The organism is Mycolicibacterium neworleansense, assembly GCF_001245615.1.
Classification (GTDB): domain Bacteria; phylum Actinomycetota; class Actinomycetes; order Mycobacteriales; family Mycobacteriaceae; genus Mycobacterium; species Mycobacterium neworleansense.
Genome location: NZ_CWKH01000003.1, coordinates 1,132,938 through 1,157,021 on the forward strand (window position 1 = coordinate 1,132,938; position 24,084 = coordinate 1,157,021).

The following is a 24,084-nucleotide window of genomic DNA, read 5'->3' on the forward strand; positions in this document are numbered from 1 at the left end:
TTCGAGAACACCCTTGCCGCCGGAGAGTAACCACGTTACCGTACCGCTGTAACACGGTTACAGCCATTCGGCGAAGCGAGGATCAATGGGAAATCTGGACGGAAAAGTCGCCTTCATCACCGGGGTGGCCCGAGGTCAGGGACGCAGTCACGCGGTGACGCTTGCCGAGCAAGGCGCGTCCATCATCGGGGTGGACATCTGCGCGGATATCGCATCCAACCCGTACCCGATGGCCAGCCGCGACGAGCTCGACGAGACCATCGCCCTGGTCGAAGCGGCCGGCGGCAAGATGCTCGGTTCGGTCGCCGACGTGCGCGACTTCCACGCCGTCAAGAGCGCACTCGACGCGGGTGTCGAACAGTTCGGCCGACTGGACATCGTGCTCGCCAATGCCGGCGTCGCCCCCACCGCGTTTCGCGAAGTGACCATCGAAGAAGACCTCGAGATGTGGTCCGATGCGGTCGGCGTGAACCTGGTCGGCTCGTTCCACACCGCCAAGGCCGCCATTCCCCGCCTCATCGCAGGCGGACGAGGCGGGTCAATCGTGTTCACCAGTTCCACCGCCGGACTGCGCGGCTTCGGCGGGATGCAGGGCGGCGGCCTGGGCTATGCGGCGTCCAAGCACGGCATCGTCGGACTGATGCGTACCCTGTCCAATGCCCTTGCCCCGCACAGCATCCGGGTCAACACCGTGCACCCGACCGCGGTGAACACCATGATGGCGGTCAACCCGGCCATGACGGCGTTCCTGGAGAACTACCCCGACGGCGGTCCGCACCTGCAGAACCCGATGCCGGTCTCACTGCTCGAGCCCGAGGACATCAGCGCGACGATCAGCTACCTGGTTTCCGACGCTGCCAAATACGTCACCGGGGTCACCCTCCCCGTCGACGCCGGCTTCACGAACAAGCTCTGATGGGGCGCGTCACCGGCAAGCGCGTGCTGATCACCGGCGCAGCACGCGGCATGGGCCGAAGCCACGCGGTACGTCTGGCCGAGGAGGGCGCCGACGTCATCCTCGTCGACATCTGCGAATCGCTGCCAGAGGTGGAGTATCCCCTCGCCAACCGTGAGGATCTGGACGAAACCGCCCGCCTGGTCGAGAAGCACGGGCAGCGCGCGCTGACCTACGTGGTCGACGTACGCGACGGTGCGGCATTGAGCGCGGCGGTCGCCGACGGCGTGGAGAAGCTGGGCGGCCTGGACGCCTCGGTGGCCAACGCCGGGGTCCTGACCGCAGGCACCTGGGACACCACCACCGCCGAGCAATGGCGCACCGTCGTGGACGTGAACCTGATCGGCACCTGGAACACCTGCGCGGCCGCACTGCCGCATCTGGTCGAACGTGGCGGCAGCCTGATCAATGTCAGTTCGGTGGCGGGAGTCAAGGGCTCACCGCTGCACACGCCCTACACGGCATCCAAACACGGTGTCGTCGGTCTCAGCCGTGCCCTGGCCAATGAGCTTGCGGCGGTGAATGTCCGGGTCAACACGGTGCATCCCACCGGAGTCGCCACCGGCCTGCGGCCCGATACCCTGCACACCCTGATCCACGAGACCCGTCAAGACCTTGGCCCGATTTTCCAGAATGCGCTGCCGATCCAGATGACCGATGCGCTGGACATCAGCAACGCGGTGCTTTTCCTGATCTCCGATGAAGCCCGGCACGTCACCGGGCTGGAGTTCAAGGTCGACGCCGGGGCGACGATCCGATGACCGCCTCCGACACCCGGGCCGAGCGGGGCCGGCGCGAATTCGCCGAGGTGATGACATTCGCGGCTCCGTCGGACAGCAGCCCGGCGACCGCCAACCTCATCGACTTCGTGTTCGCCGAGGTGTGGCCGCGCACCGCGCTGAGCCGCCGGGACCGGCGCTTCGTCACGCTGCCGTGCGTCGCGGCAGCCGACGCCGAGGGACCGTTGCGTGACCACGTCTACGCCGCACTCAACAGCGGTGACCTGTCGATCGTCGAAATGCGGGAGACCGTATTGCATTTCGCGGTGTACGCCGGCTGGCCCAAGGCCTCACGGTTCAACATCATGGTCGACGAACAGTGGGACCGGATCCACCGCGAACGCGGGCTGACGCCGCCCGCGCCCGAACCGCTGCTACCGCTGCCCACGCCGAGCGATCCCGAGGACCGGTTGCTGTGCGGTGAGCAGTCATTCCGCGACATCAACTGCATACCGTTCGCCCCGACCCGCGACAACCCGTACTCGGGGGCAGGCATCCTCAACTTCGTGTTCGGCGAGATGTGGCTGCGCCCCGGGCTCGGCATGAAGGAGCGACGCCTGGTGACGGTGGCCTGCGTGGCGTTTCAGGACGCTCCCCTGCCGATCCTCAGCCACGTGTACGCCGCGCTCAAGAGCCGCGATGTCTCATTCGACGAAATGGACGAACTGGCACTGCATTTCGCGGCCTATTACGGATGGCCCAAGGCGTCGAACCTCAATCAGGTGATCGGCGAGCAGAAGCAGCGAGTACTGCAGGAATGGGAATCCGAGGCGTGATCTTCGAGCACATCTACCCGGCCACGGGCCGGCCGAACGGAACCCTGACGCTGGCCGGTCCGGCCGAGATCGACAATGCGGTGCAGGCAGCAGCCAAAGCACAACGCGAATGGGTTTCCCTGACCGTCGACCGGCGGCGGGACCTGCTGATCGGCCTGGCCGACGTGGTGCACGAACACCTCGACGAACTCGCCGAACTCAATGTGACCGACTACGCGGTGCCGATCTCTTTCGCCGGCACCGCAGTGCTTCTCGAACGGTTCCTGCGACACTTCGCGGGCTACGCCGACAAGCCGCACGGGGTGACGACGCCGGTCAACGGATCGTTCGACATCAACCTCGTCGAGCGGGAGCCGTACGGCGTCGTCGGCGTCATCACGCCGTGGAACGGCGCCTTGGTGGTCACCGGCTCATGCGTCGCCCCGGCGCTCGCCGCCGGCAATGCCGTCGTGCTCAAGCCGTCGGAGTTGGCACCGTTCGCGGCGCTGCGTTTCGGCGAGCTGTGCCTGGAAGCTGGATTGCCGGAGGGTCTGGTCACCGTTGCCCCCGCCGATGCCGAGGGCGGCGGCGCCCTGGTGCGTCATCCGGGTATCGGCAAGATCGCCTTCACCGGGGGCGGCGCGACGGCGCGTAAGGTATTGCAGTCTGCCGCAACGAATCTGACGCCGGTGGTCACCGAGCTGGGCGGCAAATCGGCCAACCTCATCTTCGCCGACGCCGACCTCGATCTGGCCGCATCGCTGTCGGCCCACCAGGGTCCGCTCATGCAATCAGGGCAGAGCTGCGCCTGCGCGAGCCGGATACTCGTCCACGACGCGGTCTACGACCGATTCTTGGAGAAGTTCCTCGGCGTGGTCGGTGCGGCCCGCATCGGTGACCCGATGGATCCGACCACCACGTTCGGGCCGGTGATCAGCCAGGGCGCCGCCGATCGGATCCTCTCTGCGGTGGACACCGCGGTGTCCAGCGGGGCAGGCGAACTGCTGTTGGGCGGCAAGCGGATCGACAGCGAGGGCTACTACGTCGAACCGACAGTTTTCGGCGACGTGGACAACGGCTCGGAGCTCGCACAGTTGGAGACCTTCGGGCCGGTGGTCTCGGTGATGAGGTTCCGCGACGAGGACGAGGCCGTGCGGATCGCCAACGACACCCCGTACGGCCTCAACGCCTTCGTCCAGACGACCGATCTCAACCGTGCCCATCGGGTGGCGCGCCGGCTGGAATCCGGGTCGGTCTGGATCAACCAGTTCAGCGACATCTCTCCCCAGGGTCCCTACGGCGGTTACAAGGAGAGCGGCTCCGGCCGCACCGGCGGTATCGAGGGCCTGCACGAGTTCCAGCAGGTGAAGAACATCCGGATCGCCGTGCGCTGATTTCCTGGTTCCGGTTGACGTGAGCCAGGCAACACCCCACAATAACCGTCATGAACGGTCAGAAATCCACATTGACGGTCAGCTGTGCTGCCAGTTGAGCGTCAAGAGGCGATCGTCGAGGCCGTAGGCACCGCCCAGGTGGTGAGCACCGACGAACTCGTCCGCCGCCTTGGGGTCTCGGCCGAGACCGTGCGCCGCGACCTGGCGTTTCTCGAGGAACGCGGAGCACTGCGCCGGGTACACGGCGGGGCCGCCGCGGTCGCCGACCACCGGCCCATCGAGCCCTCCTACTCCGAGCGCACGATGATCCGCCACCAGGCGAAAGCCCAACTTGCCCGGGTCGCCGCGGGGCTGCTCGAAAACGGGCAGACGGTGATCATCGACATCGGGACCACCGCCGTCGCCGTTGCCCAGGCCATCCCGCGCGCGTTCACCGGCACCGTGATCACCCCGTCGCTGCCGGTCGCGGTGGAACTCGCCGACCGCCCGGGAATCGAGCTGCTGCTGGCCGGCGGACGGGTCCGGGCCGGCGACCTGGCCTGCTCGAACGCCCACACGAAGTCCTTCTTCACCGACGTCTACGCCGACATAGCCCTGCTCGGATCCGGCGGGGTGGACGCGGTAGCCGGGCTCACCGACTTCCATCTCGACGAGATCGACGTACGCCGCACGATCATCGCCAACAGCGCGCGCAGCTACATCCTCGCCGACTCGTCCAAACTCGGACAGGTCGCGCCCTACCGGGTGTGCGATCTGGGCGCCGTCAACGGACTGATCACCGACCAGAGCACCGACCTGGCCGTCGAATCCGCCTTCGCAGAGACGGGAGGTGTGGTCATGCCGGCCCGGCCGGCAAGCGCCTGAAACGGGTGCGGGCGACGTTGCAGCGCCGCCCGCGGACCGAGCCAATTCTTCGCGAAACAGTCAAATTCCCTCAGAAAGCTCGATCTATGACAAATTCTTCCACATCGCCGTACGGCTACACCGAGACCCTGGAACGCGGAACCGGCAAATTCGCCTCGTTCGCCGTGGCATTCGCGTTCGTCTCGATCGCCACCGGGATCTTCACCACCTACGGCAGCGTGCTCAACAGCTCGGGCCCGATGGGCATCTGGACCTGGCCGATCGTCATCATCGGCCAGGTGGCGGTGGCTCTGCTGCTCGGCTCACTGGCCGCCAGGATCCCGGTGACCGGATACGCCTACCAGTGGGTGTCGCGGTTGGCCAACCCCATCCTCGGCTGGATCACCGGCTGGATCTCGTTCACCTTCCTGGCGATCGTCGTGGTCGCCGTGGATTACACCGTCGCCGCCACCGTGGTGCCCGCGCTGTTCGACTTCACCGGGACACCGTTGACGTCGTTCGAGATCACCGCGGGAGTGCTACTGCTGCAGGCGATCCTGGTCGGTCTCTCGACCAAATGGACCGAACGGGTCAACAACTTCGCGGTCACCGCGGAGCTGATCGGCATGATCGCGCTCGTTGTCCTGCTCTTCATCGTCGGCGTGCTCGCCCACAAACTCTCGGTCGGCAACCTGTTCTCCCGCGGCGACATCCCGGCTGAGGGGTACTGGAGCTTCGGCACCGCCACCTCGGTCGGCCCGTGGATGCTCGGCTTCCTGCTCGGTGCCTTCACCATCGTCGGCTTCGAGTCGGCCGCCAACCTCGCCGAGGAAACCAAGACGCCCGAAATCGTTGTGCCGCGCGCCATGTGGCAGGCCGTGCTGGCCTCCGGCATTCTGGGCTTCCTGTTCCTGTTGGTGGTGACCGCCGCCGTCAACGATCCGACCACCCTGGCCCAGTCCGGCACACCCATCGCCGACATCATCCGCGACATCCTCGGCTCATTCGTGGGCACCGCGCTGCTCGTCCTCGTGGCGATCGCGATCTTCGCCTGCGGCCTGGTGATCCTGATGAGCGGCGTGCGTCTGGTCTGGGCCATGTCACGTGATCAGCGCTTCCCGGGATGGCAGGTGCTGCACAAGGTTTCACCGCGCTTCCGCACCCCGGCGAATGCCACCGTGTTCATGGCAGCCACCTCGGCGGTGATCCTCGGCATCTTCTCGACCAGCACCGATGCGTTGTTCAAGCTGTTCTCCGCCGCCACCCTGCTGCCCGCCTCGATCTATGCCATCACCATCGCGCTCTACATCGCGACCCGCAAGAAGTTGCCGGCCAGCACCGGTTTCAGCCTCGGGCGCTGGGAGGTGCCGGTCCTCGTGGTCGCCGTCGTGTGGCTGGTGTTCGAGCTGTCACTGTTTCGCGACGCATCCTTCAAGGACCCGTGGCTGTACGTCCTGGCAATGGTCGCGATCGGTGCGGTCTACCTCGGCTACCTGCTGATCACCCGCGGCCGCGACGGCCTCAAGATGCCCGAAATGGCCTCGATCGACGCCGAACTGGATGCCGAACTGGATGCCGTGAAATGACGGTACTGGCCATCGACCAAGGCACCTCGGGGACGAAGGCGATCGTTGTCGACCCCGAACAGGGCGTGGTCGGTCTGGCCGAGGTTCCGGTCCATCCGCGCTACCTCGACGGCGGAGGCGTCGAGCAGGATCCGGCAGAACTGCTGGAGTCCGTGCTCGGCGCCGGCCGCGCCGCACTCGAGCAGGCCGGCCGCTCCGTCGACGCGGTTTCGCTGGCGAATCAGGGCGAAACCGTGCTGGCCTGGGACCCCGGCACGGGCAAGCCCCTGTCCCCGGCCATCGTGTGGCAGGACCGCCGGGCCGAGTCCCTGTGTGCAGAACTGAGCCCACACGGGGAGATGCTGGCCGCTCGCACCGGTTTGGTCCTCGACCCGTATTTCTCCGCGCCGAAGATGGCCTGGTTGCGTCGCAATGTCGAGAGTGCCGGCGTGATCACCACGTCCGACACCTGGCTGCTACACCAGCTCACCGGCGAGTTCGTCACCGACGCCACCACGGCCAGCCGGTCGGCCGCCGTGGAACTGGGCGCCCGCGACTGGAGCCCCGAGCTGCTGGCCTTGTTCGGCCTCGACGGCGAACAACTGCCCCGCATTGCCGCCAACGACGAGACCATCGGCACCACATCGGCTTTCGGAGCAGAAGTGCCGGTGGGCGGCATCGTCGTGGACCAGCAGGCTGCGCTGCTGGCCGAGGCGTGCCTTGAATCGGGCATGGCCAAGTGCACCTTCGGCACCGGCGCGTTCCTGCTGTCCAACACCGGGACCACCCCGGTGCGCTCCACCGCGGGCCTGACCTCGTCGGTAGCCTGGCGGGTCGGCGGCACTGACACGTTCTGCATCGACGGCCAGGTCTACACCGCGGCATCCGCCGTCAAATGGCTCACCTCGCTCGGCGTGATCAGTTCAGCCGCAGAGATGGACACCATCGCCGAGACCGACAGCGGGGGCGTACTTTGCATACCCGCACTGGCCGGCCTGGCCGCACCGTGGTGGAAATCCCATGCCACCGCGACCATCTCGGGGATGAGCCTGTCGACGGGACGCGGCCACATCGTGCTGGCGGTGCTGCAGGGTATCGCCGCGCAGGTCGCCGAGCTGGTTTCGGCGATCGACGCCGACGCACCGCCGCTGACCCGGCTGCGGGCCGACGGCGGGCTCACCCAATCCGCGGTGCTGATGCAGGCCTGCGCCGACATCCTGCAGGTTCCCGTCGACGTCTATCCCTCAGCGCATGCCACCGCGCTCGGTGCCGCCGCACTGGCCCGGCTCAGCCTGTCGCCGGACAAGGCGGTGGCCGACGTCGTCACCGACTGGACCCCGTCGGCCGGCTACGAACCTCGATGGAGCGCGGCACGCGCCACCGAATTCCGAACGGCCTGGCGCGAACTCGCCACGACCACGTACAACCAGGAGATTTCATGAGCACCCCGAGTGGACCCGACGAGTTCGACGTCGTGGTCATCGGAGCAGGCATCGTCGGATCGGCCATAGCGCGCGAGTTGTCTGGATACCGACTCTCGGTGGCCCTGCTCGAAGCCCGCGACGATGTCGGCGACGGCACCAGCAAGGCCAATACCGCGATCCTGCACACCGGATTCGACGCCAAACCCGGCACGCTGGAATCCGCCATGGTCAGCCGCGGCTGTCAACTGCTGTCCGAGTACGCGGTCCGCACCGGGATCCCTGTCGAGCACACCGGCGCCATCCTGGTGGCCTGGGACGACGAACAGCTCGAGGCCCTGCCCGGGCTGAAAGAGAAGGCCGAGGCCAACGGGTATCACCGGTGCGAGATCGTCGACACCACAGCCGTGTACGCCGCGGTTCCCGATTTGGGGCCAGGCGCCCTCGGCGGGCTCACCGTGCCGGATGAGTCGATCATCTGCACCTGGACGGTCAACCTCGCGCTGGCCACCGATGCCGTCAACCGCGGCGCGACCCTGCTGACCGATCACCGGATGGAACGCGTCGAGACCGGCGCCGAGATCACCACGCTGCACACCTCCGCCGGCCCCGTACGCACCCGGTGGGTGGTCAACGCGGCCGGACTGGGAGCCGACGTCATCGACAACCTGTTCGGTTTCTCCCGATTCACCGTCACCCCGCGCCGTGGCGAACTCATCGTCTACGACAAGCTGGCCCGGCCACTGGTCGACAAGATCGTGCTGCCGGTACCGACGGCGCGCGGCAAGGGTGTTCTGGTCAGCCCCACCATCTACGGCAACGTCATGCTCGGCCCCACCTCCGAGGACCTCAGCGACCGCACCGCGACCGGGACCTCGGAGACCGGCTTCGAGTTCCTGCTGGAAAAGGGGCGCGCGCTGATGCCACGTCTGCTGCAGGAGGAGGTCACCGCGACCTATGCCGGGCTGCGCGCCGCCATCGACCACGCCGACTACTTGATCGAGGCCGACCCGGCGCAGCACTACCTGTTGGTCGGCGGAATCCGCTCGACCGGGCTGACCGCGGGCATGGCGATCGCCGAATACGCTCGCGATCAACTGATCTCGGCCGGACTCGTGTTGATCCCGGCCGGTGAACTGCCCGACCCGCCGCGGATGCCCAACCTCGGCGAGGCATTCCCCCGTCCCTACCAGCAGGCCGAGAAGATCGCGGCCGACCCCGCCTACGGCCGGATCGTGTGCTTCTGCGAACGGGTCACCGAAGGTGAACTGCGCGACGCCTGCCATTCGGTCATCCCACCCTCGGCCCTCGAAGGCCTCCGTCGGCGCACCCGCGTGATGAACGGCCGCTGCCAGGCATTCTTCTGCGGCGCCGAGGTGCAGTCGGTCTTCGAGCGGGAATCTCAGGAGAACTACCAGTGAGCACTTACGACGTCGCGATCATCGGCGGCGGGCCCGCGGGCCTGACCGCGGCCGCCGAGCTCGGTCGCGGCTCAAAACTGAATGTGGTTGTGCTGGAACGCGAGTCCGAGGCCGGCGGCATTCCGCGGCACAGTGACCACCCGGGCTACGGCATCCGCGACATGAAGACGTTCATCGGCGGGCCGGCATACGCGCGTCGCCTGGTCCGTGCGGCAGCCGCGGCCGGGGCCGAGATCCGGACCAGCACCATGGTCACCGGCTGGGCGGGCGACAGGTCGCTGGAGCTCACCTCGCCCACCGGCCGCGAGACGCTCGACGCACGTGCGATCATCCTCGCCACCGGCGCCCGCGAGCGGGCCCGTCCGGCCCGGATGATCCCCGGTGACCGGCCCAGTGGTGTCTACACCACCGGTCAGCTGCAGAACACCGTGCACCTGCAGCACCGCAGTGTCGGCAAGCGCGCCGTCATCGTCGGCGCCGAACTGGTGAGCTACTCGGCGGTCCTCACCCTCAAGCATGCCGGATGCGAAACCGTCCTGATGACAAGCGAATACCCGTCGCCCGAGTCCTACGGAGTGTTCAACATCGCCGGCCGCACCCCGCTGTTGGGCGTCGAGGTCGCCACGACCACCCGGGTCACCCGCATCATCGGCAAGGGCGTCGTCGCCGGTGTGGAGGTCGAGAACACCCGCACCGGACAACGCCGCATCGTGGCCTGCGACACCGTGGTCTTCACCGGCGACTGGATTCCCGACCACGAGCTCGCCCGATCGGCCGGCCTCGACATGGACCCGAGCAGTCTGGGGCCGGTCGTCGACACCGCACTACGGACCAGCCGGGAGGGGGTGTTCGCGATCGGCAATCTGCTGCACCCGGTGGACACCGCCGACATCGCCGCCCTCGACGGTCGCCACGTGGCCGCCCAGGTACGTCGTTACCTGGGCGGTACCACCACGCCGGAGCACGGGGTACGCATCGAAGCCGGCGCCCCGCTGCGCTGGGTCGCGCCGGGCCTGCTGCGGCCCGGCGACCCGGCACCGGCACGGCACCGGCTCCTGCTGTGGACCGACACCCTGGTGCGCATTCCGAAAGTGGTTGCCCGCCAGGATGGCAAGGTCATCGGTCGCAAGACCCTGCCGTGGCCCGCCTCGCCGGGCCGGGTGTTCCGGGTGCCGTCGAGCATCCTCGACGCGGTCGACCACCGCGGCGGGCCGGTCAGCCTTTCACTGGGGTGAACGTGATGTTCAGTTCGGTGAGGCCCCGCAGCAGGAACGTCGGCTCGTAGTTGTAGTTCCGCTGCCGAGCCGGCCCATGTGCGGACTCGTCGATCCCGATGTCGCGCATGCGATCCAGCAGGCGGCGGACGGTGATCTGCCCTTCCACCCGGGCCAGCGGCGCCCCGGCGCAGGTGTGGATGCCACGACCGAATGCGATGTGCTCGCGGACGTTCTTGCGGTCGGGGCGGAACTCCTGGGGATCCTCGAACTTTCGGGGATCCCGGTTGGCCGCGCCGAGGCAGAGCATCACGATCGTGCCGGCCTTCAGATGCACGCCGCCGAGTGTGGTGGTCTTGCGGACCAGCCGGAAGTCGACCTTCGTCGGGGCGTGCATGCGCAGCGCCTCCTCGATGAAAGTCGGTATGCCGTCCGGGTTCTCACGCAGCGCCTGCTGGTACTGCGGGTAGTCGCCCAGGGTCTGGACCGCGGCCGTGAGCAGCTTGGTGACGGTCTCCTGGCCGGCGGCGAACAGGAACGTCGCCGGTTTCACCACCTCCAGGAGTTCCGGCGTGGAGCCGTCGGGATACGTGGCGGTGGCCATGCCGGAAAGGACGTCGCCGCGCGGCTCGCGGCGGCGCTCCGCGAGATATCCCGCGAACTTGTCATCCAGGTACTGCAGTGGGTCGAGCCCCACCGGCTCACCGTCGAGCGCCCCGACCCGGTTGCCCTCCGGCCGCTCCGCACCCAGGGCGGCAAGGAATTCGGGGCGGTCCTCCTCCGGAACACCCAACAGGTCGATGATCGCCGAAGTGGCGAAGGGCTTGGCGTACTCCGACAGGAACTCGCATTTACCGTTGTCGATGAACTGGTCGAGCTGGTGATCGACCAGCTGCCACATGTAGTCCTCGTTCTCCTTGAGCCGCCGCGGTGTGAGCAGCTTGCTCAGCAGCGAGCGGGCCCGCTCATGCTGCGGCGGGTCCATCACCACCATGTGCTCGTGGATCGGGAACAGGTGGCGGTGCGCCTCGATCTGCTCGCTGATGTCGTCGCCCTCGGGCTCGAAGGGCAACGGCGGGAACAGACCGCCTATCGCGTTCACCGCGGAGAACGACGCGTGGTCCTTGAACGCCGCCATGACTTCCTGATAGCCGGTCACCGCCACCACACCGTGATGAGGTTCGGCGAACACCGGCCCGTTGCTGCGCAGATATTCGTAGTACTCGTACGGATCCTGGGCGACGGCCGGATCGGCGAAGTAGTCGACGGAGGCGAGATCGGTCATGGCTCACTGGCCTTTCGTGCTGGTGTTGAGCAGGCTGATCGCCTGACGCGGGCAGGCGTCGACGGCAGATTTCACGTTGTCCCAGGTATCTTGATCCCACTGTCCGTCGGTCCGGGCAGCGCTGGCCACCTCGTCGTCGGACAGGTCGAACACCTCAGGGGCAAGTTGGATGCACAGGGCATGGCCTTCACACAGGCCGGCGTCGACCCGGACCGGGGTCGCGCTCATGTCTTCGAGCATCGGTTTCCTCAGTTCTGAATTTGATCAATCGATCAAACCGTTAGGATGGCTCATGCTTACCACCCCCGACCTTCGGCGGTCAAGGATCTCGGCCGGCCGGAAACATCCGTTGTCGGGCAAGGATTTTCGGAGGGCGCACTGATGGCGGCGGCGCGGGCGGCCAAGGAGAAGGACGCCGGCACCCGCAAGCGCCTCATTGAGGCAACCGCCCAGGTCATCCGGGACGAGGGCTACGCGGCGGCCACCACCCGGCGCATAGCAGCGGTGGCCGGTGTGCGTTCGGCTTTGGTGTACTACTACTTCGACACCCTCGACGACCTGTTCATCTCGGTGCTGCGCAGCGGTGCCGACGCGGCCCTGGCGCGGCTGCGCGAGGCGATCACCACCGACGATCCGCTCCGCGCCCTGTGGCTGATCAACTCCGACTCGCGGGTCACCGGGCTCAACACCGAATTCATGGCCCTGGCCAATCACCGCAAGGCGATCGGCGTCGAACTCAAGGCCTACTCGGAGCGGGTCCGCGACATCGAAGCGACCGCCATGGCGGGAGTGCTGCGCGCCCACGGTGTGGACATGGAGGAATTCCCCCCGGTGGTGATGTCGATGCTGCTCACGCAGTCCGCCCGCAGCCTGTGCAACGAAGAGGCGGTCGGCGTGACCGAGGGCCACGCCGAGTTCCGCGCCTTCGTCGAGCGGTTCCTGCGCCGGTTCGGTACCGGTCAGGCCGCTACTTGAGCATGCTCCCGGCATCCACCGTGACCGGCAGGCCGGTGATGTAGCGGGCCTCGTCGGAGGCCAGGAACAGCACCGCATTACTGATGTCGACGGGCTCCACCCAGCCGACCGGAAGCACATGCATCAGCTGGGCGACGATGGCCATGTCGTCGGGACCCGGGTTCTCCAGGTCGGGACGGAACAGCTTCATCGTGCCCTCGTTCATGAACATCGGGGTGTTCACGTTCGTCGGACATACCGAGTTCACCCGGATCGAGTGCTGACCCAACTCCACCGCGAAGCTGCGCATCAAACCGATCACTCCGTGCTTGGCCGCGATGTAGTGGCCGGTATGCGGGTAGGCCTTGAGGCCGCCGACCGAGCTCGTGAGAACGATCGAACCACCCTGGCCACCGGAAAGAATGTGCGGCACAGCGGCTTTGACGGTCTTCCAGACACCCGACAGGTTGACGCCGATCATGTCATCCCAGTCGGATTCCTTGGTCTCGTGCAGGACGTCCCCGCCGTTGCCGATACCGGCGTTGGCGACCACGATGTCGAGGCGGCCCAGCTGCTCGACACCACTGTCGACGGCTTCCTTGAGCGCATCGAAGTCACGCACATCTACTTCGGCGGTGACGATGCGACGGTTCAGCCCCTTGACCAGATCCGCGGTCTCGGCCAGATCGTCGGGAGTCGACGCCGGGATCGCGCTGGTGTCCGTGACGGGGCGGCAGACGTCGACGGCGATGATGTCGGCGCCTTCTTGCGCCAGTCGCAGCGCATGACTGCGCCCCTGCCCGCGTGCCGCTCCGGTAACGAGGGCTACCTTGCCCTCGACTCTGCCTGCCATGGCCATCCTTTCGATGATTTGATCAGTCGATCAAACCGTTACATTTGTCAGGCCGATTGTCAATGATTCCTTTGATCAAGCGGTCAGCTTTCATACGAAACTGGGCCCCATCCCGAAGGATGGGGCCCAGCTACGCGCAGTGCTGACTACTCCGACGAGGAGCCCGAGCTGTCCTTGGAGTCGCTGCTCTTGGACTCGCTGGACTTCGTCTCCTTGGCCTTGGCCTCCTTGGCCGCCTTGGCTTCCTTGGCCTTGGCCTGCCGGGCTTCCTTGGCCTCGTTGATCTTGGCCTTGATCCGGTCGGCGACCTTGGCCTTGCTCGCGGGCTTGGTGGCGGCAGTTCCGGTGGCCGCCTCCTCGGTGGCCGTCGCAACGGTGTTGGCGACCGGCGCCTCAACCTTGACAGCCTCGACAGCCGGGGTCTCCACCTTCACGGCCTCGACAGCCGGGGTCTCGACTGCCGGGGTCTCGACCTTCGGAGTCTCGACAGCCGGTGCCTCAGCCTTGGGGGCCTCGACGGCCGGGGCCGCTTCCTTGACGGACTCGACGACCGACTCGGTCTCCGCCGCCTTGGGCGCGATCGCGGACACCAGCTGAGCCGAGATGCTCGCGGGCACCGACGACGGAGCAGCCGCCGGAGCCGGGGTTTCCGGAGTGTTGTCGATCGCATCGGCGAGCGTCTTCGGGATGTTCACCAGCAGGTTCTGCAGCAGGCCCGCGACAATTCGGGCGCCGCCCTGCTCGCCGGGATCGGCGAACGTGAGCAGGGCCGGCCACTCGGTGTAGCCGCCGGTGCCCGTCTCGGGGTCCGGGTCGGAGTACTTGAATCCGTTGAGTGCCGCGTTGACCAGGATGCCCGGCGTGTTGATCACGGCATTGAAGGCACCCTGCACGTCTCCGGTGGACACGCTGGTGCTGATCGCCTCAGCGACCCGCGCCAGCTCGAACGCCGGGCCGCTGACCGTCGCGAAAGCACCCTGGAACAGGGCGCTGACGACGACGCTCGAGGTGAAGGTCGCGGCGATCAGATTCGTGAAGTTCTGCGCGATCTGCTCTGGGATACCGGCCAGGTACTCGGTCCCGCCACGCGGCGTGCCCGAGAGGATGAACCCGGGAGCGATCAGCGAACCGAAGGCGCCCTGGAACGCGTACAGCATGGAGTGGTTGAACCAGCGGTATGCCTCGCCGATGTCACCGGCCTCGAGTGCGGCCTGCGCCTGGGCCAACCGGGCCTGCCCGTTGGCACCGTTGTACCAGTTCTGCAGGTTGGTCGGGATGGCGGTGAACGCCGCGCCGAACTTTGCCGCGTACCCCTGCTGGTTCTCCAAGACCTGGCTCAGGAACGGAGCCGGATTGGCCGCGATCGCCGCACCCAGAAGTTCGAGGTTGCTGAACGTGTTGCTGACGAGCGTCCCGTAGACATCGACCGGCGACGCGGTGGCGTCCATCGTCGACGCCGTCAGGTCGTAGGCAAAGCTCTGCGCCTGCTGAATGAGCGTCGTGTTCTGGGCAACCGGGGTCACCGCGATGGCGCTGGCACTCACCATGGCGACGCCGGCGAGAAGGAACTTGTCCTTGCGACTTGCCGCCGGGGCATGGCCGGAGGAAAGGGCAGGTAGGGGCACGAAAACTCCTGAAAGCTGATAGTTGACTGAGGAACGACCAAAAATTAGCTTAGCTTTCCCTAAATATCAATAGGTATGCCTACCCTGACTTTCTGGATCGTAAATATGTGCTGGAAAACGAACTGGGCCCCCTCCCGGCGGAAGGGGGCCCAGTCTGTGTCAACGAGGAAAAGTCAGAGCCAGGTGTCAGAGGTGGTTGCGGTGAGGAACGCATCCAGATCGTCACGCCACTGCGCCGGGGTGTTCTTGTCCGGCTCGATCCCGGTGTACTCGCCGCGGTAGAACAGCAGCGGCCGAGGCTTACGCTTGGGGACTTCCGACAACGAGTGCACCGCACCGAACACCACGAAGTGGTCACCGCCGTCGTGCACGGAATGCACGTTGCAGTCGATGTGGGCCAAGCTGCCGGCGATCACCGGAGAGCCGAGATCCGATGGCGTCCAATCGATTCCGGCGAACTTGTCCGGCGCCTTCGAGCCGAACTGCGCGGAAACATGCTGCTGCTTCTCATGCAGCATGTTCACGCAGAACTTCCCACTGGCCTCGATGGCCTGCCACGCCCGAGACTGCTTGGTCGGGCAGAACAACACCAACGGCGGATCGAGCGACAGTGCGGCGAACGATTGACAGGCAAAGCCTATCGGCGCGTCATCATGAAAAGTCGTGATAACGGTGACGCCAGTGCAGAACTGCCCCAGCACATTTCGGAACGTGCGCGGGTCGATCGGCTCAGCGTTGGACATGTCGGGAGCCGTCACTTGAAGCCGACGGAGAAGTCGTGGCCCCAGAGGCTCACGCCCACACTCTCGCGCGCGATCCAGCTGTCGTCCTCGACTTCGAGACCTTCGCAACCGAATTCCATGTCGAACCCGCCCGGGGTCTTCATGTAGAAGGACAGCATCTTGTCGTTGATGTGCCGGCCCAACGTCGCCGACATCTTGACCTTCCGGCGGTTGGCGCGGTCCAGGCACAGACCGACGTCGTCGGAGTTCTCCACCTCGACCATCAGGTGCACGATGCCGGTCGGGTTGGGCATCGGCATGAAGGCCAGCGCGTGGTGGCGCGGGTTGCAGCCGTAGAAGCGAAGCCACACCGGATCGCCATCGGCCGGGCGGCCGGCGAGCTGCGGGGGCAGCTGCATCGAGTCGCGCAGCCGGAAGCCCAGCACATCCTGGTAGAACGCCTGCGCCGCGGCGTCGTCGTCGCAGGTCAGCACCACATGCCCCAGGCCCTGCTCGGCGGTGACGAACTTGTGGCCGTAGGGGCTCACGAACCGGCGGCCCAGATACTGCGCGCCGTAGAACGCCTCGAGGACGTTGCCGGACGGGTCGGAGAACCGGATCAGGCCTTCGACCCGGCGCTCACGGATCTCGTCCTTGGTGCCCTCGACGAAGTCGACGCCCGCCTTGGACAAGCTCTCGCGCAGGTTCTGCAGCGCGGGTGCGTCGGCGACCTCCCAGCCGGAGATCAGCAGGCGGTCCTGCTCGCCGGGCACGATCACCAGGCGCGCCGCGAAGTCATCCATCCGCAGGTAGAGCGCGCCCGGAATGGAACCCTCGCCCTCGACCATGCCGAGAACCTTCAGCCCGAACTCGCGCCAGGCCGCCACGTCGGTGGCCTCGATGCGCATGTAGCCGAGTGCCTTGATGCTCATCTGCTAACCCCCAAGGAAATCGATGGTGAGTTTGTTGAACTCGTCGAACTTCTCGACCTGAGCCCAGTGTCCACACTGCCCGAAGACATGCAGCTGTACCCGCGGAATCTGCTTGACCGCGACCAGTGCGCCGTCGAGCGGGTTGACCCGGTCCTCACGGCCCCAGATCAGCAGCACCGGCTGGCGCAGCTTGTACACCTCGCGCCACATCATGCCGAGCTCGAAGTCCGCACCGGCGAACGACTTACCCATCGCACGGGTGGCGGCCAGCGACTCCGGCGTGCTGGCGATCGCGAACCGCTCGTCGACCAGCTCAGGCGTGACGAGCTTCTGGTCGAACACCATGATCCGGATGAAGGCTTCGAGGTTCTCGCGCGTCGGTTCGAAGTTGAACTTGGCGAGCGCCTTGACACCCTCGGTCGGATCCGGCGCAAACAGGTTGACGCTCAGGCCGCCCGGGCCCATCAGCACCAGCTTGCCCGCGCGGTCCGGGTAATCCAGCGCGAAGCGGACCGCGGTGCCCCCGCCGAGCGAATTGCCCAGCAGCGGTACCCGTCCCGTGATCTCCAGCTTGTCGAGCAGACCGAGTACGGCCTTGGCGCTGTAGCGGTTGTACTGCTCGTGCTCAGTGTGCTTGTCGGACAAGCCGTAACCCGGCTGGTCGATGGCCAGCACGTGGTACTTCTCGGCCAGCACGGCGATGTTGCGGCCAAAGTTCGACCAGCTGGACGCACCGGGTCCGCCGCCGTGCAGCAGCACGATGGTCTGCGCCGCCGGGTCCCCGGCCTCGTGGTAGTGCAACCGCATGGCCAGCTCGCCGGCCTGCACGTCGGCGTACCGCGAGGTGGACTCGAACGTAGGGGCTCCTGGTGTGGTTGAAACAGACACAGTCATGTATCAGACCATCGTGTCGGCCGGGGGCAGGCCGAACTCGTTGTTGCCGAAGATCAGGTAGGCGCGCTCGGGATCGTTGGCCGCGTGCACCCGGCCGGCGTGTGCGTCACGCCAGAACCGCTGTACCGGAGCGTCGTTGGACAGCGCGGTGGCACCCGAGGCCTCGAAGAGCCGGTCGATCGAGGCGATCGCGCGGCCGGTGGCACGCACCTGATCGCGACGGGCGCGGGCGCGCAGCTCGAACGGGATCTCCTCACCGGCGACCAGCAGCGCGTACTCGTCGGCAACGTTGCCCGACAGCTGGCGCCAGGCGGCGTCGATGTCGCTGGCGGCCTCGGCGATCCGGATCTTGGCGAACGGATCGTCCTTGGCCTTCTCGCCGGCGAAGGCGGCGCGGACACGCTTGCCCTGGTGCTCGACGTGGGCGTCGTAGGCGCCGTAGGCCATACCCACGATCGGGGCCGAGATGGTGGTGGGATGAATTGTGCCCCAAGGCATCTTGTAGACCGGGGCGGTGTTGGTCCGATACCCGCCGGCGGTGCCGTCATTCATGGCCTTGTAGGACAGGAAGCGGTGCTTGGGCACGAACACGTCCTTGACCACGACGGTGTTGCTGCCGGTGCCGCGCAGGCCGACCACGTTCCAGACGTCGTCGATCTGGTAGTCGGTCCGCGGGATCAGGAAGCTGCCGAAATCGACCGGCCGGCCGTCCTTGATGACCGGGCCACCGAGGAAGGCCCAGGTGGCGTGGTCGCAACCCGAGGACCAGTTCCAAGCGCCGTTGACGATGTAGCCGTCGCCGGTCTCGGTGACGACACCGGCACCCATCGGGGCGTAGGAGGAGGAGATGCGGACCGAGGTGTCCTCACCCCAGACGTCTTCCTGGGCCTGCTGGTCGAACAGCGCCAGGTGCCAGTTGTGCACGCCGATGATGCCGGCCACCCAGCCGGTCGAACCACAGGCGCTGGCCAGCCGGCGGACCGCCTCGTAGAAGACCGCCGGATCGCACTGCAGGCCACCCCACTGCTCCGGCTGCAGCAGCTTGAAGAAGCCGACCTCTTCCAGCGCTTTCACGTTCGCATCGGGCAGCTTGCGCAGATCCTCGGTCTCCTGAGCGCGCTCACGCAGCGTCGGCAGCAGTTCGTCGATGCCGGCCAGAACTGCCTGCACGTCACGCTGTTCAATGGATGTCACGGAAATGCCTCCCAAGAATCGGACTGCGATAAGCGCGAGCTGACCGCCTAGACAGAGATTAGAACACGTTACGATTTGTGTCGAGCAGGGCCTGGCAATGCGGGGCTGGACCTGGGCAAGTACGTTTTTGTAACCTGTTCTAGTTATGAGTGAAGAGAGGGTCCAGCCGTGACCGATGAGCCACTGGGCAGCCATGTACTCGAACTGCAGGTCAGCGCAGTCGTCGAGGAGACAGCCGACGCGCGGTCTCTGGTGTTCTGCGTTCCTGAAGGTTCGGACATCCCTGCCGACCGGTTGCGCTACGCCCCTGGCCAGTTCCTGACCCTGCGGGTGCCGAGCGATCGCACCGGCTCGGTGGCCCGCTGCTATTCGCTGTCCAGTTCCCCGGTGACCGACGATCAGCTGACCGTGACGGTCAAGCGGACTGCCGACGGCTACGCGTCAAACTGGCTGTGCGACAACGCCCACGCCGGGATGCGGATGCACGTGCTGGCTCCGTCGGGGACGTTCGTACCCAAGGACCTCGACACCGACTTCCTGCTGCTGGCCGCGGGCAGCGGCATCACGCCGATGATGGCGATCTGCAAGTCGGCACTCGCCGAGGGCAGCGGCAACGTCGTCCTCGTGTACGCCAACCGCGACGAGAACTCCGTCATCTTCGGCGCGACCCTGCGTGAGCTGGCCGCCAAGTACCCCGACCGGTTCACCGTCGTGCATTGGCTGGAGACCGTGCAGGGGCTACCCAGCCCCGCCGCGCTGGCCGGGCTGGTCGCGCCCTACGCCTCGCGCGAGGCCTTCATCTGCGGGCCCGGACCGTTCATGGCGGCAGCCGAGCAGGCGCTGCAGCAGGCCGGTGCCACCGACGAGCGCATCCACATCGAGGTGTTCAAGTCGCTGGACTCCGACCCCTTCGCCGCCGTTGTGATCGAAGAAGACGACAGCGACCAGGGTCCGGCCACCGCGATCGTCACCCTCGACGGCACCACCCACGAGGTCCGCTGGCCGCGTTCGGCCACGCTGCTCGACGTCCTGCTGGACAAGGGCCTGGACGCCCCGTTCTCCTGCCGCGAAGGCCATTGCGGCGCATGTGCGGTGCTCAAGAAATCCGGAGACGTCGAGATGAAGATCAACGACGTGCTCGAACCCTCCGACCTCGACGAGGGCCTGATCCTGGGTTGCCAGGCCACGCCGGTGTCGGATTCGGTCGAAGTCACCTACGACGAGTAACGAGCGGATACCTTTCTTGACGATGACGATCAACAGGCTCTCCGCAGCGAGCACGGCAGCAGTGCTGACCGCGGCTGCGCTGGCGTTTCCCGCGTCGGCCACGGCTGCCGCGAACTCCTCCGTCACCTCGATTCCGAGCCCGCAGGGCGACATCGAGATGCACGTCAGCGCCGACTGCGCGGGCACCCAGTGCACGTTCAACACGCAGGCCAACCTGCTCACGCCGGACGGACCCATCGGGTTCCCGGGTGATACGTGGGCACGGCAGACCATCACCCTGCGGAGCACGAACAAGGACACCTGGCAGGAGGCCTCCTACAGCGCCCCGGCCGGGATGCCGCGGGAGATCAAGGGCTCCAACCACGACAACGTGCTGTCGAAGCTCTACCGCTCGATCAACAAGGTCGAGATCTCGGCGACCTACTTCGGCGGCGGGCCGATCGAACGCTTCCGCATCGAGGGCATATCGACCCCCACCGAGTGGCGGACCGGTCAGCCGAACACCAAGGACCAGTTCATCATCTGCTCAGTCATCCAGGTGGTGTTCGGCGGCGTCAACCTGACCACGCCCACCGCCTGCACCCAGACCGGCTTCTGACATGTGCTTGTCCACGAGCCTGCGCCACCGGCGGTGCCGGTACGCGTAGATCCCGCGGGCAAGCGCCACCACCACGGAAGTGAGCCGGCCGGCGTCGATCTCGACGGTGTCGCTGTACCGGCACGACCGATCGGTGACCGGTTCGACGTGCAATGTGTGGTCCCAGGACCGCAGCACCCCGCCGTACTCATGGGTGCGGATCGTGCGCGTGGCGCCGTCGACATCGAGCACTTCGATGGTGTGGCGGTAGGCCGGGATCACGTGGAACGCGAACAGCCAACCGGTGCCCCGGTCCCCTGCCTGGAACGGTTCGGTGCGGCCGGCCAGGGCCGGCACGCCGAACAGGCCGCGACAAACATAGAGAAATGTCGGGACCTGCTGCATGGCCTGCCACACTCGTTCGGTGTCGGTGGGCAGAATCGTCTCAACGTGGATGCGCTGCATGTCACCAATTTTCGAGCGCCACGCAGCGGCTGACTACTCGCTTTTCGTGCGGAGGTGACGATGACCCCCACCGACCGGTTTCGTGCCCGCAAGCAGCCCAGACAACAGCGTGCCGTGGAAACCCGCCAGGCCATCCTCGAGGCGGCGGCTCGCATTTTCGCCGAATACGGATATGCCGCGGGCACCACCAACCGCATCGCCGAAGCAGCGGATCTGTCGATCGGATCGCTGTATCAGTACTTCCCGAACAAGGACGCGATCCTGTCTGCGCTGACCGACGCACACGTCGACGCCGGTACGGCGCTGCTGCGCGAGCGCACGGCCGCGGGCCTGCCCGAATCCCTCGAAGACCTGCTGCGCGTGTTCGTCCGGGCGGCCATCGACAACCACCGCGACGACACCCGTCTGCACCGCGTGCTGTTCGAAGAAGCCCCACGGTCACCGGCCCTGCTGAACCGGTTGCACCACACCGAAGAAGAGGCGGTCAGCGCGGCAAAAGCGTTGCTGGACAACCATTCCGACGTGACGGTGACCGACACCGCGTTCGCGGCGCGCATGGTGGTGGCGACCGTGGAGTCGCTGACCCACCGGCTGCTGGCCTGTGAGAAGCCCGCCGGCGCCGAACAACTCGAGGACAGCATCGTCACGATGCTGGCGGGGTATCTACGAGGTCGCTGACTAGCGGGGCAGGCCGAGCAACCGCTCACCGGCGACGGTCAGCAGGATCTGCTCGGTTCCGCCCGCGATCGTCAGGCAGCGGGTGTTGAGGAAGTCGTGCACCTCCTGGTTACGCACCACGCCCCCGCCGTCGGACAGTTCCAGCCGGAACTCCGCCAGCGTCTGGCGGTAGCGAACCCCGATCAGCTTGCGGGAGCTGGCCTGCGCGCCGGTGTCCTGGCCGCTGACCGCCAGCTGGGCGATCCGCTGATCCAGCAGTGAACCCACCTGGGCCGTCAGGATCAACCCGCCGAGGCGGTCGAGATCGGCCGGATCCACGTCCGGCTTCGCACCGAGGGTGCGCAGCAGTTCCTCCATCGGATTGCCCAGCGCGGTACCGCCGGCCATCGCCACCCGCTCGTTGGCCAGCGTGGTGCGGGCCAGCCGCCAGCCGTCGTTGACGGTGCCCACCACCATCTCGTCGGGCACGAACACGTCGTCGAAGAACACCTCGTTGAACAGCTCGTCACCGGTGATCTCGCGCAGCGGGCGGATCACGATGCCCGGCGTCTTCATGTCGATCAGGAAGTAGGTGATGCCCTTGTGCTTGGGAGCGTCTGCGTCGGTGCGGGCCAGGCACACGCCCCAGTGCGCCTTCTGCGCCGCCGAGGTCCACACCTTCTGCCCGGTCAGCTTCCAACCCGGCTCACCGTTCGGGCCTTCGGCGCGAACAGCTTTCATGCGCAGGGCGGCCAGGTCGGAACCCGCACCCGGCTCGGAGAACAGCTGGCACCAGGCCAGGTCACCGCGCAGGGTGGCCGGCACGAACTGGTCGATCTGCTCGGCGCTGCCGTGCTCCAGGATGGTCGGGACCGCCCACCAGCCGATCACCAGATCCGGGCGCTCCACGTCGGCCGCGGCGAGTTCCTGGTCGATCAGGAGCTGCTCGGCCGGAGATGCGTTGCGGCCATAGGGCTTTGGCCAGTGCGGGGCCAGCAGGCCGGACTCGGCCAGGGCCACTTGACGCTTCTCCACCGGCAGCGCGGCCACCTCGGCGACCGCGGCGCTGATCTCCGGACGCAGGGCGGCCACCGACTCCAGGTCAATCCGCAGCTCACGGCGCACACCCTGCTGGGTGAGTGCCGACACCCGGCGGATCCAGCGGCGCTTTCCCCCGAGCGCGTGCGAGATCCCGTATGCGCGACGCAGATACAGATGCGCTTCGTGTTCCCAGGTGATGCCGATACCGCCGAGCACCTGGATGCAGTCCTTGGCGTTGGCCTCGGCCGCATCCACGCCCGCGGCCGCAGCCACCGCAGCGGCGATCGACAACTGGGAGTCGTCGGATTCCGATACCGCGCGGGCGGCGTCGGCTGCCGACACCGAGATCTGCTCGGAACGCAGCAGCATCTCGGCGCACATGTGCTTGACCGCCTGGAAGCTGCCGATCGGCTTGCCGAACTGCTCGCGCACCTTGGCGTACTCGGTGGCCGTCTGCAGGGTCCAGCGCGCCAGCCCGGCGGCCTCGGCGGCCAGGACCGTCGCGGTGATGTCGGAGAACCGCTGCCGCGAAACGTCGAGCACCTGCGCCGGCGCCGAATCCAGCACCACCCGGGCCAACGGCAGCGAGAAGTCGGTGGCGGTGAGCAGTTCGATGCCCACCCCGGCGGCACTCGCATCGACCAGAACCACGCGATCGCCGGCAGGCAGCAACAGCACCCCGGCGGCGTCGGCGCCCAAGACGTACTCGGCGGTGCCCGACACCGTGTCACCGTCGAGGCGCAGGTCAGCGTCCAGCGCCGCACCCGCGGTGCGCTCACCCGACACCAGGGCCTCCAGTACCGCCTCGTCGCTCACGACCAGGGTGGCCAGGGCGGTCGTCGACACCGGACCGGGCACCAGAGCGGCAGCGGCCTCGTCGACCATGGCGCACAGGTCCTCGACCGTGCCGCCGGCCCCGCCCTGCTCCTCGGGGACCGCAACGCTGAAGATCCCTAGTTCGGCGAGTCCCTGAAACGGTGAGCGCCACGCATCGGCATCGTGTTCGGCCTCACGGACGGCGGCGGCCGTGGCGGCTGCGGCCGCCCAGCTCCGCACCAGGTCACGGGCGGCAAACTGCTCGTCAGTGATGGTCGCAGAAGCGCCGGACATGGTGGACCTCCTAGCCCCTAACGCGAGAAGTCCGTGCTTCCCACTAGAACGTGTTCTAATGGTGACAGTGTTCGACCGTCAAGTCGACCCGCATCACAGCAGGACACGTCCGTGTGTTTACCGGCGCGGAGGTGCGTAGAAGGAGATCGCCGTGCGTATCGTTTTCCACGAGGTACGCGACGAGAGGGGGCCACACACCGC

23 protein-coding genes are annotated in these 24,084 nt (G+C 66.8%); 13 read left to right on the forward strand and 10 right to left on the reverse strand.

Annotated features, from left to right (window positions below; translation table 11 throughout):
- Positions 1-85 precede the first annotated feature (85 nt).
- The 9 genes from BN2156_RS29905 to BN2156_RS29945 all read left to right on the forward strand — a co-directional run bounded on the left by BN2156_RS29905 (position 86) and on the right by BN2156_RS29945 (position 10,368).
- Positions 86-916: a mycofactocin-coupled SDR family oxidoreductase gene (locus tag BN2156_RS29905; protein WP_090518449.1), complete on the forward strand. Its 831-nt coding sequence runs from the start codon at positions 86-88 to the stop codon at positions 914-916.
- Positions 916-1,716, forward strand: coding sequence for a mycofactocin-coupled SDR family oxidoreductase (locus tag BN2156_RS29910; RefSeq protein WP_210436727.1), 801 nt, complete (start codon positions 916-918; stop codon positions 1,714-1,716). Before BN2156_RS29905 ends, BN2156_RS29910 begins: the two co-directional genes overlap by 1 nt.
- Positions 1,713-2,510 carry a carboxymuconolactone decarboxylase family protein gene (locus tag BN2156_RS29915; protein ID WP_090518450.1) on the forward strand — a complete coding sequence of 266 codons (798 nt, stop codon included), beginning with the start codon at positions 1,713-1,715 and terminating at the stop codon, positions 2,508-2,510. Before BN2156_RS29910 ends, BN2156_RS29915 begins: the two co-directional genes overlap by 4 nt.
- Positions 2,492-3,883: an aldehyde dehydrogenase family protein gene (locus tag BN2156_RS29920; RefSeq protein ID WP_235625541.1), complete on the forward strand. Its 1,392-nt coding sequence runs from the start codon at positions 2,492-2,494 to the stop codon at positions 3,881-3,883. The genes BN2156_RS29915 and BN2156_RS29920 overlap by 19 nt, the downstream gene beginning before the upstream one ends.
- An 84-nt stretch (positions 3,884-3,967) precedes the next feature.
- Positions 3,968-4,747 carry a DeoR/GlpR family DNA-binding transcription regulator gene (locus BN2156_RS29925; RefSeq protein ID WP_090518451.1) on the forward strand — a complete coding sequence of 260 codons (780 nt, stop codon included), beginning with the start codon at positions 3,968-3,970 and terminating at the stop codon, positions 4,745-4,747.
- Positions 4,748-4,833: 86 nt separating this feature from the next.
- Positions 4,834-6,312, forward strand: a complete 1,479-nt coding sequence (locus tag BN2156_RS29930) for an amino acid permease (RefSeq protein ID WP_090518452.1) — start codon at positions 4,834-4,836, stop codon at positions 6,310-6,312.
- Positions 6,309-7,733, forward strand: coding sequence for an FGGY family carbohydrate kinase (locus BN2156_RS29935; RefSeq protein ID WP_090518453.1), 1,425 nt, complete (start codon positions 6,309-6,311; stop codon positions 7,731-7,733). Before BN2156_RS29930 ends, BN2156_RS29935 begins: the two co-directional genes overlap by 4 nt.
- On the forward strand, positions 7,730-9,133 hold the full coding sequence (locus BN2156_RS29940) for an NAD(P)/FAD-dependent oxidoreductase (RefSeq protein WP_090518454.1): 1,404 nt from the start codon (positions 7,730-7,732) through the stop codon (positions 9,131-9,133). The genes BN2156_RS29935 and BN2156_RS29940 overlap by 4 nt, the downstream gene beginning before the upstream one ends.
- Positions 9,130-10,368 carry an NAD(P)/FAD-dependent oxidoreductase gene (locus tag BN2156_RS29945; RefSeq protein ID WP_090518455.1) on the forward strand — a complete coding sequence of 413 codons (1,239 nt, stop codon included), beginning with the start codon at positions 9,130-9,132 and terminating at the stop codon, positions 10,366-10,368. The genes BN2156_RS29940 and BN2156_RS29945 overlap by 4 nt, the downstream gene beginning before the upstream one ends.
- Here the strand turns inward: BN2156_RS29945 and BN2156_RS29950 are convergent.
- Positions 10,349-11,632, reverse strand: coding sequence for a cytochrome P450 (locus BN2156_RS29950; protein WP_090518456.1), 1,284 nt, complete (start codon positions 11,630-11,632; stop codon positions 10,349-10,351). The two genes, BN2156_RS29945 and BN2156_RS29950, sit on opposite strands and share 20 nt — an antisense overlap.
- A gap of 3 nt (positions 11,633-11,635) precedes the next feature.
- Positions 11,636-11,860: a ferredoxin gene (locus tag BN2156_RS29955; protein ID WP_090518659.1), complete on the reverse strand. Its 225-nt coding sequence runs from the start codon at positions 11,858-11,860 to the stop codon at positions 11,636-11,638.
- Positions 11,861-12,013: 153 nt separating this feature from the next.
- Here BN2156_RS29955 and BN2156_RS29960 point away from each other — a divergent pair, with 153 nt between their 5' ends.
- A complete protein-coding gene (locus BN2156_RS29960) occupies positions 12,014-12,607 on the forward strand; it encodes a TetR/AcrR family transcriptional regulator (RefSeq protein WP_090518457.1) in 594 nt (197 codons plus the stop codon).
- Here the strand turns inward: BN2156_RS29960 and BN2156_RS29965 are convergent.
- From BN2156_RS29965 to hsaA, 6 genes are all read right to left on the reverse strand, one after another.
- Entirely contained in the window at positions 12,600-13,439 is an 840-nt protein-coding gene (locus BN2156_RS29965) for a mycofactocin-coupled SDR family oxidoreductase (protein WP_090518660.1), read from the reverse strand. The two genes, BN2156_RS29960 and BN2156_RS29965, sit on opposite strands and share 8 nt — an antisense overlap.
- A 146-nt stretch (positions 13,440-13,585) precedes the next feature.
- A complete protein-coding gene (locus BN2156_RS29970) occupies positions 13,586-15,064 on the reverse strand; it encodes a hypothetical protein (protein WP_235625542.1) in 1,479 nt (492 codons plus the stop codon).
- Between the two features lie 173 nt (positions 15,065-15,237).
- The gene (gene hsaB, locus BN2156_RS29975) at positions 15,238-15,807 is read right to left on the reverse strand and encodes a 3-hydroxy-9,10-secoandrosta-1,3,5(10)-triene-9,17-dione monooxygenase reductase subunit (protein WP_090518459.1); all 570 of its coding nucleotides are present in this window, start codon (positions 15,805-15,807) and stop codon (positions 15,238-15,240) included.
- Between the two features lie 11 nt (positions 15,808-15,818).
- A complete protein-coding gene (gene hsaC / locus BN2156_RS29980) occupies positions 15,819-16,718 on the reverse strand; it encodes an iron-dependent extradiol dioxygenase HsaC (RefSeq protein ID WP_090518460.1) in 900 nt (299 codons plus the stop codon).
- Between the two features lie 3 nt (positions 16,719-16,721).
- A complete protein-coding gene (gene hsaD / locus BN2156_RS29985; RefSeq protein WP_090518461.1) occupies positions 16,722-17,612 on the reverse strand; it encodes a 4,5:9,10-diseco-3-hydroxy-5,9,17-trioxoandrosta-1(10),2-diene-4-oate hydrolase in 891 nt (296 codons plus the stop codon).
- 3 nt (positions 17,613-17,615) lie between these two features.
- Entirely contained in the window at positions 17,616-18,806 is a 1,191-nt protein-coding gene (gene hsaA, locus BN2156_RS29990; protein ID WP_090518462.1) for a 3-hydroxy-9,10-secoandrosta-1,3,5(10)-triene-9,17-dione monooxygenase oxygenase subunit, read from the reverse strand.
- 168 nt (positions 18,807-18,974) lie between these two features.
- Between hsaA and BN2156_RS29995 the strand changes: the two genes are divergently transcribed.
- Positions 18,975-20,033, forward strand: a complete 1,059-nt coding sequence (locus tag BN2156_RS29995; RefSeq protein ID WP_090518463.1) for a ferredoxin--NADP reductase — start codon at positions 18,975-18,977, stop codon at positions 20,031-20,033.
- A 28-nt stretch (positions 20,034-20,061) separates the two neighbouring features.
- Entirely contained in the window at positions 20,062-20,631 is a 570-nt protein-coding gene (locus tag BN2156_RS30000) for a hypothetical protein (RefSeq protein WP_162491023.1), read from the forward strand.
- Here the strand turns inward: BN2156_RS30000 and BN2156_RS30005 are convergent.
- Positions 20,560-21,075, reverse strand: a complete 516-nt coding sequence (locus tag BN2156_RS30005) for an Rv1443c family protein (RefSeq protein WP_090518465.1) — start codon at positions 21,073-21,075, stop codon at positions 20,560-20,562. The genes BN2156_RS30000 and BN2156_RS30005 overlap by 72 nt on opposite strands.
- Positions 21,076-21,135: 60 nt before the next feature.
- Between BN2156_RS30005 and BN2156_RS30010 the strand changes: the two genes are divergently transcribed.
- Positions 21,136-21,753, forward strand: a complete 618-nt coding sequence (locus tag BN2156_RS30010) for a TetR/AcrR family transcriptional regulator (RefSeq protein ID WP_090518661.1) — start codon at positions 21,136-21,138, stop codon at positions 21,751-21,753.
- Here BN2156_RS30010 and BN2156_RS30015 read toward each other — a convergent pair whose 3' ends face one another.
- Positions 21,754-23,883: an acyl-CoA dehydrogenase family protein gene (locus tag BN2156_RS30015; RefSeq protein ID WP_090518466.1), complete on the reverse strand. Its 2,130-nt coding sequence runs from the start codon at positions 23,881-23,883 to the stop codon at positions 21,754-21,756.
- Between the last annotated feature and the right edge of the window lie 201 nt (positions 23,884-24,084).